Source organism: Salmonella sp. A29-2 (genome assembly GCF_020150755.1).
In the GTDB taxonomy this organism is placed as follows: Bacteria; Pseudomonadota; Gammaproteobacteria; order Enterobacterales; family Enterobacteriaceae; genus Salmonella; species Salmonella enterica.
The window spans coordinates 193123-207086 of the sequence record NZ_CP083731.1 but is presented as its reverse complement, the minus strand read 5'-3'; the positions used below and the strand labels follow the sequence as shown (position 1 = coordinate 207086).

Sequence of the window (13964 nt, the reverse complement as noted above, 5' to 3'; positions counted from 1 at the left end):
AAAACGTGTTAGTTAACGCGCTGTGTCAACATGTCGCCAGCCGTGCCAAAGTCATTAATAATGTTGTATTTAACTTCGCTTACCTTGCCGGTGCCGGCTGGCAGTTCAATATTCAATGAGCCTTTTGCCGGAACCATTCCCGTTTTTTCAATATCACGGCCGTTGGCATAAAATTTATTAAACGTCAGGTTAAAGGCAGATGGGTTTTCCACTTTGATCTGGTTAGCCCCTGCGCTGGTGAACTGCAGTTTGTTCCAGCCGTCCATGCTATTGCCTTTCAGGCCCGCCGGACGATAGAACAGTTTTAAGCGGGTACGTACGGCGATCTGCAGTACGTTTTTAGCTTCCGCGTCTTCACTTTTGGCAGGAATAGCTTTTACGTTAATCCAATAAACGGACTCGCGATCCTGCGGTAACGTGCTCGTCGTATTAACAATACGTAAAACGTTATTTTTAGTCGGGCTTAATTTAAATAACGGCGGAGTGATAATAAAGGGCGTCTTTTTATTACCGTTAGCATCATCAATCCATGACTGAATGAGAAATTCATCCGTGGTGCTTTTATTATTTACCGTAAGAGAAGCTTCCTTTCTACTACCGTCATAAATAACACGTGTGCTGCTTAATGCCACGCCACCGGCAAAACTGTTTTGAGCAATCAGCGCCAGCACCAGTGCTGTGCAAGATATCAAACGTGAGCGGTTCATGATTCTCTTCCTGAGCCTCCGCTGGAAAAAATGGCAACGGGATTTCCGTTGCCATTATGATTGACTGTATTAACGAAAATTCGATTATTCGTAGGACAGGTTGAAGTCCACTTCTGCGTTACCGTAACCAGTGGTTACAGTATCTTTTGTTGCAACGTAGTTAGCGGTGTAGTACAGCACGGTCTGACCAGCAGCCAGCGTAGTGGTGGATTTACCGGTGTTCATTTCAACAAGCTTGTTAGCGTTGTCGTAGATACCGATGCCCACGCCAGTTGCCGCACCTGCTTCAGTGTTAACAGAAACCAGTGTCGCGTCGTCTGCATCTCCAACGCCAGCGAAGCTCACGTTAACTTTGGTTTGAGAGGTGATGTCACAGTCTTCCAGTTTGATTTGGAAAGGCTTGGAAACAGATTTATCGCCAATGGCTTTGAAGATATTTTTCTTAACCTGACCCAGCACAACTTCCTGGTTCTGAGAGTCAGTAGAAACGACGCATGGCGCGTCAACGATTTCACCGGTGAATTTAATGGTGCCGTCACCAGATTCAGCAGCGAAAGCAGAAGTGGAAACTACAGCGAGAGCAGACAGAGCAAAAACAACTTTTTTCATTAAAAACTCCATTTATGACGGTAGATAACAGAACGCATCCTTAGGGTTATCTGCATTCTGTGAGGAAATGGAGTGTATAGAGATGGGTATTAGATACTATAATTAGTATATATAAAAATATTTTTTAGTTAAGCTTAAAAAAAATAGAAATCAATATGTTACAAATGTAACGTACATAAATGTAAATTTTTATTAAGAATAAATTAATATAAATAATATATTATTTCTTCTGATTCATAAATAAGTTAAATGCATTCCTTATTTATTAGACGTTTTTTTAACTCCAATTGATTAGGTATTTGTGCTAAATAAAAATAAAGAGCACCAAATGGGTGCGCTGTACGCCTGGTGTTGCATGTGTTACGCAGACGCTTCGCTAACCCTCTCCCGCTGCGGCTGGCGAATAGTGGTGGAAACTGCCAGCGAGATGATTAACAGCGCAAAGATAACGCAGAAGGTTAGCACCCTACTTCCGCCACAAGATCTGTTATCACAGCGTTTCGATGGTAGTTTTTAAGTTAAAACCTGGCGCTCACCCCCAGGGTATACAAATAATCGCTATCCGTAGCGCTATTTTCCGCCTGGGAAAACGCCGCATACGCCGCCATGTGCGGGTTAAGTAACACGTCCGCGCCTACGGTGACATCCAGCCAGTTTCCCGCCTGATTTCCTGCGGTCATACGACTCAACCCGGACTGCGCTTTCCAGATATTTTCCCCAAACTGTTGGTTATAGCTGATTTGCGCCCAGGGACGGACATCGCCGAACTGCGAGTTTACCCGCCAGCCTAACGTACTGACGCTGGCGTGCCATAACGGATCGGTAAGTGCTAATGTCGTCGCGCTATCGCCATATTCGTTATACATTGATGACGTCGAACCGTCGTAATGCAGCGCCGCGACCGGCCCAGTGGTCACGCGTCGGGAAAGCGGAAAATTCCAGCCCATAATGATACCGCTGGTCGCATCAAGCGGGGTTTCATCCGCCAGGCTAAGCACCGGACCCACCGTATTTTGCGTAGACTGAATACGTTCGGCCAGTATGTCGTTGTAATTCGGTTGGTGATCGCTGTCCCAGGTATAGCGTTCCGTCGTATGCCCCGGAGCCGCTTCAGCGATATATTCTTGTTGCCAGGCATACGTGGTATTGATAAAAAACGAGCAGGCCATAAGGCCCGCCAGACAACGCAATGTCCGGCGACCACGGCGTTTTCTTACAATCATCAACGCGACTCCAGAGTAGAGCCGAATTCGGCGATATTATTGTCATTGAATGAAGGATGTCGGGCATCAGCCCTGTATTAACTATTGTCCTTTTAGCGGGCCCGTCAAGGCGGGTTGAAGGAAATTTTCGCGGTAACCACAATAACGAGGAAGTCTATGCAGCGTTGCGACTGGGTCAGCCAGGACCCCCTTTATATTGCCTATCATGATAACGAGTGGGGCGTGCCGGAAACCGATAGCAGAAAGCTGTTTGAAATGCTCTGTCTTGAAGGTCAACAGGCCGGTTTATCCTGGATCACCGTGCTTAAAAAGAGGGAGAACTACCGCGCCTGTTTTCATCAGTTTGACCCGGTACGCATCGCAGCTATGCAGGAGGAGGAGGTTGAACGCCTGCTGCAGAACACGGGCATCATACGACATCGCGGTAAAATTCAGGCCATTATCAGTAACGCCCGCGCCTGGCTTGCGATGGAGCAAAACGGCGAGTCTTTCGCCGATTTTGTCTGGTCATTCGTTGATGGCCAGCCGCAGATCACCCAGGCGGCCAGCCTGGATGAGATTCCTACCTCAACACCTGCGTCCGATGCGCTTGCTAAGGCATTGAAAAAACGCGGTTTCAAGTTTGTCGGTACGACTATCTGTTACTCCTTTATGCAGGCGTGCGGACTGGTCAACGACCATATTACCGGCTGTTTTTGCCATCCGGGAGAAAAACATGATTCGCAAATCCCAGAGTGAAGACATGGCGTCTATTCTGGCGCTGTGGATGAAAAGTACCATTTATGCCCATCCCTTTATCGAAGAACGTTACTGGCACGAGAGCGAAGCAATTGTACGCGACGTCTATTTACCCGCCGCGCAAACCTGGGTATGGGAGGAAAATGGACAACTGAAAGGCTTCGTCAGCGTACTGGAAGCCCGTTTTGTCGGGGCGCTGTTTGTCGCCCCCGACGCGTTAAGACACGGCATTGGCAAAGCGCTTCTGGAATATGTCCAGCAACGTTTTCCTCTGCTGAGCCTTGAGGTTTACCAGAAAAATCAATCCGCCGTAAACTTCTACCATGCGCTTGGTTTTCGTATTGAAGATAGCGCCTGGCAGGAGGATACCGCCCACCCCACCTGGATTATGAGTTGGCAGGCGGATCAAACGCCGTAAGCGGTAGCGCCGGGCCGGTATATTTCTCAAACCAGACCAGCGCGGTGTTGCCCGCACAACCGTTCCCCAGCCGGGAACTGGGAAGATCTTTTGTCAGGACGTTTACCGCGCCGTTTTTGCATATGCCGCCTGCGGTAGGTTCAGGGTCCGGCCATGCGCCTTCGTGAATACAGATAACGCCAGGCCGAATTCCGTCGGTAACGACCGCGCCCGCCAGAACCTGCCCGCGATGATTCCAGACGCGTACCGTATCGCCATCGACGATTCCACGCGTTGTCGCATCCTGCGGATGAATCGTCACCGGTTCGCGTCCGGCTACCGCATACCGCTCCCGTAACGAACTGTAGTTGAGCTGGCTATGCAGACGATGCGCCGGATGCGCGGAAAGTAGCTGAACCTGTCCCGCATCGGCGTTCCCGTGCCACTCATCCGGCACCAGCCACATCGGATGACCGGGACAATCCGCGTAACCATAGCTGGCAATGCGCGCAGAATAGATTTCGATTTTGCCGCTGGCCGTTTTTAGCGGATGGTTATCAGGATCGCGGCGAAAATCCGCGAAGCGCACAAACTGCGCGTTGGCGGGATTTTCCGGCATCTCCAGTAAACGGTTAGCCTGCCAGAATGCGGCAAATGGCGGCAGCGTCACCCCCTGGCTGGCGCCACGCTGGGCGGCAATATTGTAGAAAGTCTCCAGCCACGCCAGCTCGCTTTTTCCTTCGGTGAACCGAGCGTAACCACCGGCTTCCCACCGTTCGCTCAGTTCAGCAAAAACGTCAAAATCATTCCGCGCCTCCCACCGGGGCGACACGACCTGCTTCATCGGCGCCAAATGCTGATTGCTATAGTCGCCGGTCATGGTTAAATCGTTACGCTCATAGCTGGTGGTCGCAGGCAGAACAATATCCGCGTGTTTCGCGGCGGCCGTCCAGAAACATTCCGAGATAACGACCAGTTCCGGTTTTTGCCACGCGCGAATCAGACGGTTGGTATCCTGATGATGGGTAAAGTTCGCGCCGCCCGCCCACCAGATAAAACGAATATCCGGGAAGCGGCGATCCATCCCATTGTGTTGGTAAAACCCACCGGGGTTTTCCAGCGCCTCGACAATACGCGCCACCGGTATTTTATCTACCGCATCGACCCCGCCAGGGATGCTTCCCTGCATCGAGGCTAACACGGCGGCGCGGCGCGTCGGGTTTCCGCCGTTAGCAAAATGATAAGAAAAACCAAACCCGCCGCCAGGCGTACCAATTTGCCCCAGCATTGCGGCCAGCGTAACGATCATCCAGTGCTTTTGCTCGCCGAACTGCTGACGCTGCATTCCCCAACCAGCCATCAACATGGTGGTGTTATGATGAAATATTTCCGCCAGTTCGCGGATTTTCACCGCAGAAACGCCGCAAATTTCTGCCGCCCATTCCGCTGTTTTGGCCGTACCGTCGGTCGTGCCCAAAAGATAGTCGGCGAAGCGGTCATAACCCGTCGTGCAGCGGGCAAGGAACGCTTCATCCTGCCAACCGTTTTCCACCAGCGTATGGGCGATTCCCAACATTAACGCCACATCGGTGCCCATATGTGGGGCGATCCACTCCATCTTATCGCCAAAAAAGTCGACGCTTTCCGATCGCATCGGATCGATGCAGATCAGGCGCTTGCCGCTTTGTCGCAACGCCGCAAAATAGTCGAGCCCCTGTTCATCCGAGGCATTCCAGGCAATTTTCAGAGTATTCAGCGGGTTCGCGCTCCAGAGCACCACCACCTCGCTGTGTTCCAGCACCACCGGCCAGCTAGTCTGCTGCTGGTAAACCTCGTTGCCACCCACCACATAAGGCATGATAGCCTGCGCCGCGCCGGTGGAATAATCGCCAAGATGGCCGGTATACCCTCCCGCCAGCGCCATGTAACGCTGCAATAGCGTAGCCGCTTTATGCAATACGCCGTTCGAACGCCAACCGTAGGAGCCAGCGAAGATGGACGATGGTCCATAACTTTCGCGAATACGTTTGTGCTGAGCGTGGATCAGATCCAGCGCGTCATCCCAACTTACGCGAACAAACTCATCCTGCCCGCGTATGCCTTGCGGCTTATCGGGAGAAGCCAGGAACCCTTTACGCACCATCGGGAAGCGAACCCGCGTTTTACTGTGCACCTGGTCATGCACAACGGTTTGCAGGGAGTTCTGGTGTGCCGTCGGGAGTTCGCCATACGAGGCAAAAATGCGTTCTCCGTCGGTTTCAACGCGGACTGGCCCCCAGTGTGCGGCGGTCAATACCGAATGACGCGATGGTGCGTGGGTCAAGGTTCGCTCCTGAATTATTGGGATTATTTATTTTGCCGATCAATGTTACTTACAAATTTCAGAGTTTTCCCTGGAATTTTCTTCATGTGCAGACGTCATAATCAACCGCCACGGTCGCTGTGGTAAAAATAAAAAAGTGATAAGGATTTAAGATGAAAAAACGTGTATTTGTGATTGCTGCCATCGTGAGCGGCGCCCTGGCAGTATCTGGCTGCACAACAAACCCTTACACCGGCGAACGCGAAGCAGGTAAATCCGGCATTGGTGCGGGTATTGGATCGCTGGTCGGCGCAGGCATCGGCGCACTCTCCTCCTCCAAAAAAGATCGCGGTAAAGGCGCGCTGATTGGCGCGGCGGCTGGCGCGGCGCTGGGCGGCGGCGTGGGTTACTACATGGACGTACAGGAAGCGAAACTGCGTGACAAAATGCGGGGCACAGGCGTTAGCGTGACGCGAAGCGGCGATAATATCATTCTGAATATGCCGAATAATGTCACCTTCGACAGCAGCAGCGCGACGCTGAAACCGGCAGGCGCTAACACGCTGACCGGCGTGGCGATGGTGCTGAAAGAGTATCCCAAGACCGCCGTCAATGTGGTGGGCTACACCGACAGTACCGGTAGCCACGATCTGAATATGCGTCTGTCGCAGCAGCGTGCTGACTCCGTCGCCAGCTCGCTGATCACCCAGGGCGTCGACGCCAGCCGTATCCGTACCAGCGGAATGGGTCCGGCGAACCCGATCGCCAGCAACAGTACGGCAGAAGGTAAGGCGCAAAACCGCCGCGTCGAAATTACCTTGAGTCCATTGCAGTAAACTATCGTACCGGGTAAGGCGGTATGCTTTACCCGGCCTGCATTATTCCCTCGCCAGACCGGTTACATCGCACATCATTCGGTATTCATTCATTATTTACCACGACACGGCTGCCGACAGCGGGGAAATTGGCTGGTCGATGATGGCTAAACGGGTTAATAATAAGCCTGTTCCGGTTGGCGCATGCCGCGCTTACCTTTTGATTTACGGAGAGTCGCATGAAGCCGTCCATCATTCTCTACAAAACCCTGCCTGATGATTTGCTGCATCGCCTGGAGGCGCATTTTACCGTCACCCAGGTACCGAACCTGCATCCGGAAACGGTAGCGCGACACGCGCAGGCATTTGCCAGCGCGCAAGGCCTTCTGGGCGCCAGCGAAACCGTTAACCGCGCGCTGCTGGAAAAAATGCCGGCGCTACGCGCGGCGTCGACCATCTCGGTGGGATACGATAATGTCGAGGTGAACGCCCTTACTGCCCGCAAAATAGTCCTGATGCACACGCCTGCCGTTTTGACGGAAACCGTTGCCGATACGGTGATGGCGTTGATGCTGACCACTGCCCGCCGCGTGGTAGACGTCGCAGAACGGGTTAAGGCGGGTGAATGGACGGAAAGCATTGGCCCGGCGTGGTTTGGCGTCGATGTGCATCACAAAACACTCGGTATCGTTGGGATGGGGCGTATCGGGATGGCGCTGGCGCAGCGAGCGCACTTTGGGTTTACCATGCCGGTTCTCTATCACGCCCGTCGGCGGCATCAGGAGGCGGAAGACCGGTTTAACGCCCGCTACTGCGATCTGGATACGTTGTTGCAGGAGGCTGATTTTGTCTGCGTGATCCTGCCGCTAACGGCAGAAACGCGACATCTGTTTGGCGCAACACAGTTTGCCAGAATGAAATCGTCCGCCATTTTTATTAATGCCGGACGCGGCCCGGTGGTCGATGAAAACGCGCTGATTGCCGCGCTGCAAAACGGGGAAATATATGCGGCAGGTCTGGATGTCTTTGAGCATGAACCGCTATCCGTGGATTCGCCCCTGCTGAACATGTCTAATGTCGTCGCGGTGCCGCATATTGGCTCGGCAACGCATGAGACGCGCTACAACATGATGGCCTGTGCGGTGGATAATTTGATTGATGCGCTGCAGGGAAAAATAGAGAAGAACTGCGTCAACCCGCAGGCGGCGGGATAGCGCTACAGGCCCGATAAGCGCTGGCTTGCGCTTATCGGGCAGACTGTCATTACTGGGTTGCGTTTACCGCCGCCGTCCAGGCCTGATTAAACGCCTGATGCTGCGAGGCCAACGGCCCAATCAGCGCATTATATTGGCTGGCCTGCTGTGAGGTCGGGAACTGAATGCCGTTCGCGACGAAGCTCACCTGCTCGCCCTGTTGCGCAATATAATCGCCCACTTGTACCAACTGCTGCGTAAAGATCTGCGCCGCCGGGATCAGCGGCTGCAAAGCATCTGCCGGCACGGTGACTACTTTTTTGTAGACCTGATCAAACACAGGTTTCAGGTCATCGGCCTGCTTTAACGCGCCATGCGCGGCATCAGCCTGCAGTTTTGCATTCTGCAACTGTTGCGCCAGCACGCCTAACGAACCATTTGCCTGCCGCAGCGGCTCGCGTTGCGTCATATAATCCTGCGGAACGCGGATGGCGTTAACGCTATCGACCACCGGGCGCAGACCGGAATCCATCGCCTGGTTTACCTGCTGCGAGTAGCCATACAGTATCGCGTAATCAGACACGAACGGACCAAACTGTTTTTTCTGATCGGCCGTCAGCGTTGGTAAACGCTCTCCGCTACGCATTGCTGTATTCTGCAGGAAATCGACAAACGCTTTGCGCTGATCGCCTTCTTTATCAAAACACCCGCTCAGGCTAAACACCATTAATAACGCCACAACAGGCGCAAACCAGCGAGAGCAGGACTTACCTGTCGCCATTGTTAATACTCCTTTCACCCAAAAATGCGCACAACGACACCTGCGTGCCTGACGGCTTACAAGGATAGTCCAGGTCAGGCTTGCAGGATACCCTTTCCACGCGATCTTGTAGCGGAAAATTATGTTTATCTGCATCAATGCTTAATTTGTTATTTTATTGTTAATTTTTGGCCTGACACTGCGATAAAAAACGCGGCAAGAAAGCTTTCCAGCGGGGAGTGTAATATTTTTTTAATCTTTACAATTATTTTCTGAAAGACGGATATACCTTCCTGGATCAAATTGTTAGCGTCCTAAAAGTCGCGTAGCGTAAGGCATCGAAACGAATCGATAGCGCTTCCTGGCGGCGCGTCGCCCCCCACCCGCAAGTTTCCCGACTATTCTTAAGAGGCTTCGATGCACTTCACGATCCCGCTGTGTGATTTACAGGAGTTCTCAATGGAATATAAAGATCCGATGTTTGAGCTGCTGAGCAGCCTGGAACAAATTGTTTTTAAAGATGAAACGCGAAAGATCACCCTGACGCAAAAACCCAATCCTTTTACCGAATTTGAACAGTTACGGAGAGGGACGGGACTAAAAACAGATGAATTCGCCAGAGCGCTGGGCGTAACGGTTGCCATGGTTCAGGAATGGGAATCGAAACGCGAAAAACCCACGCCAGCAGAGCTCAAATTGATGCGCCTGATACAGGCGAACCCACGCTTAAGTAAGCAATTGATGGAGTAATTTTTACCCCTTTCTGTTTTAACGGTCCTGCGTAAGGACCGTTTTCCCCGCCCGATTCCTGACCTGGAGAAATAAAGTAAAATAAAAGTTGCATCGCCCGGCATTACATGAGTTAATGTGCTCAACGGTTTGACGTACAGACCATTAAAGCAGTTTAGTAAGGCAAGTCCCTTCAAGAGTTATCCATTAGATACCCCTCGTAGTGCGCATTTCCTTAACGCTTAAAAAATCTGTAAAGCACGCCATAACGCCGAAAGGCACACTTATTTTTTAAAAGGTAATACACTATGTCCGGTAAAATGACTGGTATCGTAAAATGGTTCAACGCTGATAAAGGCTTCGGCTTTATTACTCCTGATGACGGTTCTAAAGACGTGTTCGTACACTTCTCCGCTATTCAGAACGATGGTTACAAATCTCTGGACGAAGGTCAGAAAGTTTCCTTCACCATCGAAAGCGGCGCTAAAGGCCCGGCAGCTGGTAACGTAACCAGCCTGTAAGCTTAAAAAGCTCAGAATTTTGAATCCCTGCCTGATGGCGGGGATTTTTTTTATTCCAATTCCCCCTCTCCCCCAGCATAACTTTGCATTACTTTACCCTGCGTTCCTTTGACCTTTCCCTTAGGGGAACCCCTATAGTAGGCAAGGAGATTGTTCACAAGGAATTGAAGTTATGTCGAAATCATCATGGTTATTACTTTTGGGTTTATGCGCCAGCGGCTCCGCGCTTGCGGCATCCTCAGAATCCGCTTTTCTGGCGCAACATGGGCTGGCGGGAAAAACGGTTGAGCAGATCGTGGATTCGATTGATCAGACGCCGCAGAGCCGTCCTTTGCCTTACTCCGCGTCGATTACCAGTACCGAGCTCAAATTATCTGACGGAGAGCAGATTTATACGCTGCCGTTAGGCGACAAATTCTATCTCTCTTTTGCGCCCTATGAATGGCGGACACACCCCTGTTTTAACCACAGCCTTTCCGGCTGTCAGGGAGAAATGCCGAATAAACCGTTCACTGTAAAAGTGACAGACAGTAAAGGCGCTGTCATCGTACAAAAAGAGATGCAAAGCTATCGAAACGGATTTATCGGTGTTTGGCTACCGCGCAATATGGAAGGGACGCTCGAAGTAAGCTACAACGGTAAAACGGCGTCACATGCCATTGCCACCAGAGATGACAGCCAGACCTGTCTGACGGAATTACCATTACGTTAAAAAAATGCCCGATAACATAATGGGTTATCGGGCCTATAAAACGCCAACAAGATAAAATTAACAGAGTGCCTTGAGAATGCATAACGCCACAAGAATGGCAGAGGGGGCTCACTTTGTACTGACCCCAAAACCTGGACAGATTAACCGAGGCATCAGCGAAAGAGTCCATTTAATACATGGGCTCTTTTTTGTTTCTGGCTATAACTAAATAACATTGTCCGCAATCGGATTATCCATTCCGTTGCTTTCTTGCATCACGCGGATTCCTGTCTCATCAATATTTTGTTCGTCGTATTCTTCCTGAATTTAACCTTAGACGTTCTATCAAATTATCGCTTATAGCGATTTGAACATAACAGTCTTTGCATTCTATTGAGGGAGCCTAAGGAACAATGTTCGCTGCTGAGTTTGTGATGATTTGAAACCATGGTGAATGTAGAAATTTTTGGCTTCTTCGGTAAGTGCATGAACCATGATTGCACGTACACCAATATTCTCGGCAACCCGATAGCAACGAAGCACTGCATCATGAAGTAAATCAGCACCAAGCCCTTTTTCATGGAATGAGAGATCGACAGCAAGACGGGCAAGTATAATGACAGGGATGGGATCTGGCATGTTACGCCGAAGGTTGCCTGTTGCTTCTGTATGGTTGACGCTACCGGTGGCCAGAGAGTAAAAACCGGCTACTTGCTTCGTGTCTTTCTTGCACACCACAAATGTTCTGGCCGCTCCGAGAGCCTGGTTTTTGAGGCCCTTTTGCTTCAACCAGTCATCGAGCACAGCTTCACCGCTGACGAACTCAGCTACCTGATGAAAAGCGGACAAAGGTTCTGGTGCTGTTACATGTCCCACTGAGGTTTCCTTGCCAGCAGTTTTTCGATAACGGGATCATCTGCGACCGGTGCATCAAGCAGATTGATGAACTCCTCATATTGCTCATCGTTAAAGTTAAATACACGGCGGTCAAGGATCACTTTCTCGGCAGCCTGGCAGGCCGTTTCCAGAATGAAATCTGTACGTGACTTGTGAAGGATTTCCGCAGCTGCATCAATGAGCGCCCGCTGCGATTCCTTAGCTCTAAGGTTAAGTTGAACATCTGATTTCATGAGACACCCCTTGTATAGCATTTGCTTTACAATGATAGCACAACCACCATGTATAGCAAACGGTATACATCAAGTCGTCGTTTTTCATTTTTTGAATACTGATGTCCGCTTTGTGCCAGAAGCGGACGTTTGTGACCAGTTAATCATGCCAGCAAGATCTTAACGAAGGCATCCCAGCGGCCTTCGATATTGTCTTTGTTGATAGGGAGCAGCGTTTTGCGCATCGTTATCCCATCAATGGCCGCGAGATCTGCGTCTTTTTTTACCAGGTCTGGCGCGAACCAGAGTTTAAGCGTGTGTGGATCGATGGCGCATAGTCCCGCGTCAAAGAGCTTGTGGATATCAGCGCGCAGCAGCAGACCGTTTTTAAAGCTCGCGCCACCTTTGCGAGCGTGGGCTTTAAGGTGCGCGGCTTCACAGCGTACCGCAATGGCATTCGTGTAGACGCAACGGCCACCGCAGTTAAGCATCACATCTTCACGGAATTTCCCCTGATCACGACGGCGACGGCCATAGAACGGTACATCTTCTTTGTGTTCGCGTTCTTCAGCCAGCGACCGTTCGGCTTGCGGTTCTTCAGCCTGGGGTTCTTCGACCACCACGGGTTCAGGTTCGACCGCTTTCGGTTCTTCCCAAGTTCCCAAGAACATGGCAACGCGCTGGGGCATTTTGACACGATTCAAAATCCCAAGGTGCGCTTTTTCCCAGGCCAGGAATTCTTCCAAGCGACTCGCTGGGCAACCATGTTTAAGCGCCGGATGGGGGGATTCCTTTTTGACTGGAGCGGGCGCGGGAGCAGATACAGTCGTGCTGCTACTGCCTGTGCTGTAGCTGCTACGGCCACCCACATGGCGTTTAACCGAATTTCCTTCAACCAGGATTTGCTTGCCCTCGTCGATCTGACGCTGGAAGAACGCCTCAATTTGGGTGTAGTTCAGCTTGAAGTGGCGCATAACTGCGCCACGGAAAGCCAAACGAACTTCTTCGTTACGATTTGGCGGGCAGGCACGGTCAACGCGCTGGGAAGCATAGGTATCATTCCCCCAGGCTTGCGTACCGTAACGGCTAAATATGACCGTCCAGTTTTTCCCCGATTGGCTGCGATAAACCTTACCATCGCAGACGAACACGAACGGAGACGAAATAATAAACCCGTGAACTTCCATAGTCATTTTAATCCACCTCAACCAGCTTTTTTTCCAGTCCACCCCTTCGAGATCGACCTTGCCAACTTATTCCTGCCAACAATTGCCGTAAGGATAAATGTAGTGACCTGTATTTGAAATCGGTTCGACCTGCATTTACGATTAGCTGATCGCCCACCCGCAATATCTGCAACTGAAAATCGTGGCTGTTGGGTTCCACAAAACGTTCGATTTCTGGATACTTTGCCAGTCGGCGAGCGGGGCTGATGGGCGCTGGTGCTCTGAGTGCAGTTAGTCATTACAGGAATCAAAGACCAGAAACAACGATGACCGCTGAGTTAATGGAACAACCGCTGGTCACAAATAAAGTGGGTTCGTCAAAATGAAATGCAGGTCGAAGTGTTCGAATGTAGGTTCATTTGTAGTTAATCCGGGTTTGGTCACCCGGATAGATGCAGGTATTGTGGGCAAAAATGACGCGATAAATGCGGGCCTGAGCATTTATAAATGCAGGTCACTACAGTTACTCGCTCAAAGCAGCTTGTAAAATTCTGGCTCCCTAAAAAACAGGCTTGACGCGGGATAACTTTCGTTTTCCAAGCGGCCCCTTATAGGCCGCAGAAAAATCTGGGGTGCCGGCGTAGAACCCCTATTGCGTGATAGCATGTACCTAGAGTTATACGTCAGCGAGACATCTCCTTTACGGCAAGTTGCAGAGATCTTCTTTTCTGATATTACTCACGAATTATTTTTGACCTGTTACGAAGAGAACATTCCTCTGGAAGTAATTGAAAAATTGATTTCGAAGGCAAGAACATCTCTTCCACCAGTGGCGTCAGAACAATAAACAGCCACATAGTGCTGTGCTGCTTGCATATCAACTTTTACTCCTCGCTCATATAAGACCTTCGTCCTGCCCGTCAAGTGCCGTGAGTAGATTGTGCGAGCGTATGGATACACTAGATACCTAAAGGCTCTTGAGTAGACCCACAAACATTGTCTGT

At 50.8% G+C, this 13964-nt stretch carries 15 protein-coding genes; 7 read left to right on the top strand and 8 right to left on the bottom strand.

All coding sequences use genetic code 11. From position 1 onward, the window contains the following. Positions 1-8: 8 nt before the first annotated feature. The 3 genes from lpfB to K8W53_RS00975 form a co-directional block, all read right to left on the bottom strand. Positions 9-707 carry a long polar fimbrial chaperone LpfB gene (gene lpfB, locus K8W53_RS00985; RefSeq protein ID WP_001082125.1) on the bottom strand — a complete coding sequence of 233 codons (699 nt, stop codon included), beginning with the start codon at positions 705-707 and terminating at the stop codon, positions 9-11. Positions 708-791: 84 nt separating this feature from the next. Beyond that, entirely contained in the window at positions 792-1316 is a 525-nt protein-coding gene (gene lpfA / locus K8W53_RS00980) for a long polar fimbria major subunit LpfA (RefSeq protein WP_001518613.1), read from the bottom strand. 518 nt (positions 1317-1834) lie between these two features. After that, on the bottom strand, positions 1835-2539 hold the full coding sequence (locus K8W53_RS00975) for an autotransporter outer membrane beta-barrel domain-containing protein (protein WP_023225083.1): 705 nt from the start codon (positions 2537-2539) through the stop codon (positions 1835-1837). 156 nt (positions 2540-2695) lie between these two features. On the opposite strand from K8W53_RS00975, the gene tag reads away from it, so the two are divergent. After that, the gene (gene tag / locus K8W53_RS00970) at positions 2696-3277 is read left to right on the top strand and encodes a DNA-3-methyladenine glycosylase I (protein WP_023225084.1); all 582 of its coding nucleotides are present in this window, start codon (positions 2696-2698) and stop codon (positions 3275-3277) included. Continuing rightward, positions 3255-3695, top strand: a complete 441-nt coding sequence (locus K8W53_RS00965) for an N-acetyltransferase (protein ID WP_000619902.1) — start codon at positions 3255-3257, stop codon at positions 3693-3695. The genes tag and K8W53_RS00965 overlap by 23 nt, the downstream gene beginning before the upstream one ends. On the opposite strand, the gene K8W53_RS00960 is transcribed toward K8W53_RS00965, so the two are convergent. After that, positions 3664-5997: a molybdopterin guanine dinucleotide-containing S/N-oxide reductase gene (locus tag K8W53_RS00960; protein WP_000148455.1), complete on the bottom strand. Its 2334-nt coding sequence runs from the start codon at positions 5995-5997 to the stop codon at positions 3664-3666. The two genes, K8W53_RS00965 and K8W53_RS00960, sit on opposite strands and share 32 nt — an antisense overlap. A 152-nt stretch (positions 5998-6149) precedes the next feature. On the opposite strand from K8W53_RS00960, the gene K8W53_RS00955 reads away from it, so the two are divergent. Further along, entirely contained in the window at positions 6150-6812 is a 663-nt protein-coding gene (locus tag K8W53_RS00955) for an OmpA family lipoprotein (RefSeq protein WP_000747548.1), read from the top strand. A gap of 218 nt (positions 6813-7030) precedes the next feature. Beyond that, positions 7031-8005, top strand: coding sequence for a glyoxylate/hydroxypyruvate reductase GhrB (ghrB, locus tag K8W53_RS00950; protein WP_023225087.1), 975 nt, complete (start codon positions 7031-7033; stop codon positions 8003-8005). Positions 8006-8054: 49 nt separating this feature from the next. Here ghrB and K8W53_RS00945 read toward each other — a convergent pair whose 3' ends face one another. Beyond that, positions 8055-8765, bottom strand: a complete 711-nt coding sequence (locus tag K8W53_RS00945) for a DUF3053 domain-containing protein (protein WP_000190524.1) — start codon at positions 8763-8765, stop codon at positions 8055-8057. A 438-nt stretch (positions 8766-9203) separates the two neighbouring features. Here K8W53_RS00945 and K8W53_RS00940 point away from each other — a divergent pair, with 438 nt between their 5' ends. The 3 genes from K8W53_RS00940 (at position 9204) to cueP (ending at position 10706) form a co-directional block, all read left to right on the top strand. Beyond that, positions 9204-9494 carry an HTH-type transcriptional regulator gene (locus K8W53_RS00940; protein ID WP_000455790.1) on the top strand — a complete coding sequence of 97 codons (291 nt, stop codon included), beginning with the start codon at positions 9204-9206 and terminating at the stop codon, positions 9492-9494. A 287-nt stretch (positions 9495-9781) separates the two neighbouring features. Further along, a complete protein-coding gene (gene cspA / locus K8W53_RS00935; protein WP_000014594.1) occupies positions 9782-9994 on the top strand; it encodes an RNA chaperone/antiterminator CspA in 213 nt (70 codons plus the stop codon). A 172-nt stretch (positions 9995-10166) separates the two neighbouring features. Then, on the top strand, positions 10167-10706 hold the full coding sequence (gene cueP / locus K8W53_RS00930; RefSeq protein WP_000047141.1) for a copper-binding periplasmic metallochaperone CueP: 540 nt from the start codon (positions 10167-10169) through the stop codon (positions 10704-10706). A gap of 369 nt (positions 10707-11075) precedes the next feature. Here cueP and K8W53_RS00925 read toward each other — a convergent pair whose 3' ends face one another. From K8W53_RS00925 to K8W53_RS00915, 3 genes are all read right to left on the bottom strand, one after another. After that, positions 11076-11561 (bottom strand): GNAT family N-acetyltransferase, encoded by a 486-nt coding sequence (locus K8W53_RS00925; protein ID WP_023225088.1) that lies wholly within the window; start codon positions 11559-11561, stop codon positions 11076-11078. Continuing rightward, positions 11549-11836, bottom strand: a complete 288-nt coding sequence (locus tag K8W53_RS00920) for a DUF1778 domain-containing protein (RefSeq protein WP_072106018.1) — start codon at positions 11834-11836, stop codon at positions 11549-11551. Before K8W53_RS00920 ends, K8W53_RS00925 begins: the two co-directional genes overlap by 13 nt. A 122-nt stretch (positions 11837-11958) precedes the next feature. Beyond that, positions 11959-12987, bottom strand: coding sequence for an HNH endonuclease signature motif containing protein (locus K8W53_RS00915; protein ID WP_023196719.1), 1029 nt, complete (start codon positions 12985-12987; stop codon positions 11959-11961). Positions 12988-13964 lie beyond the last annotated feature (977 nt).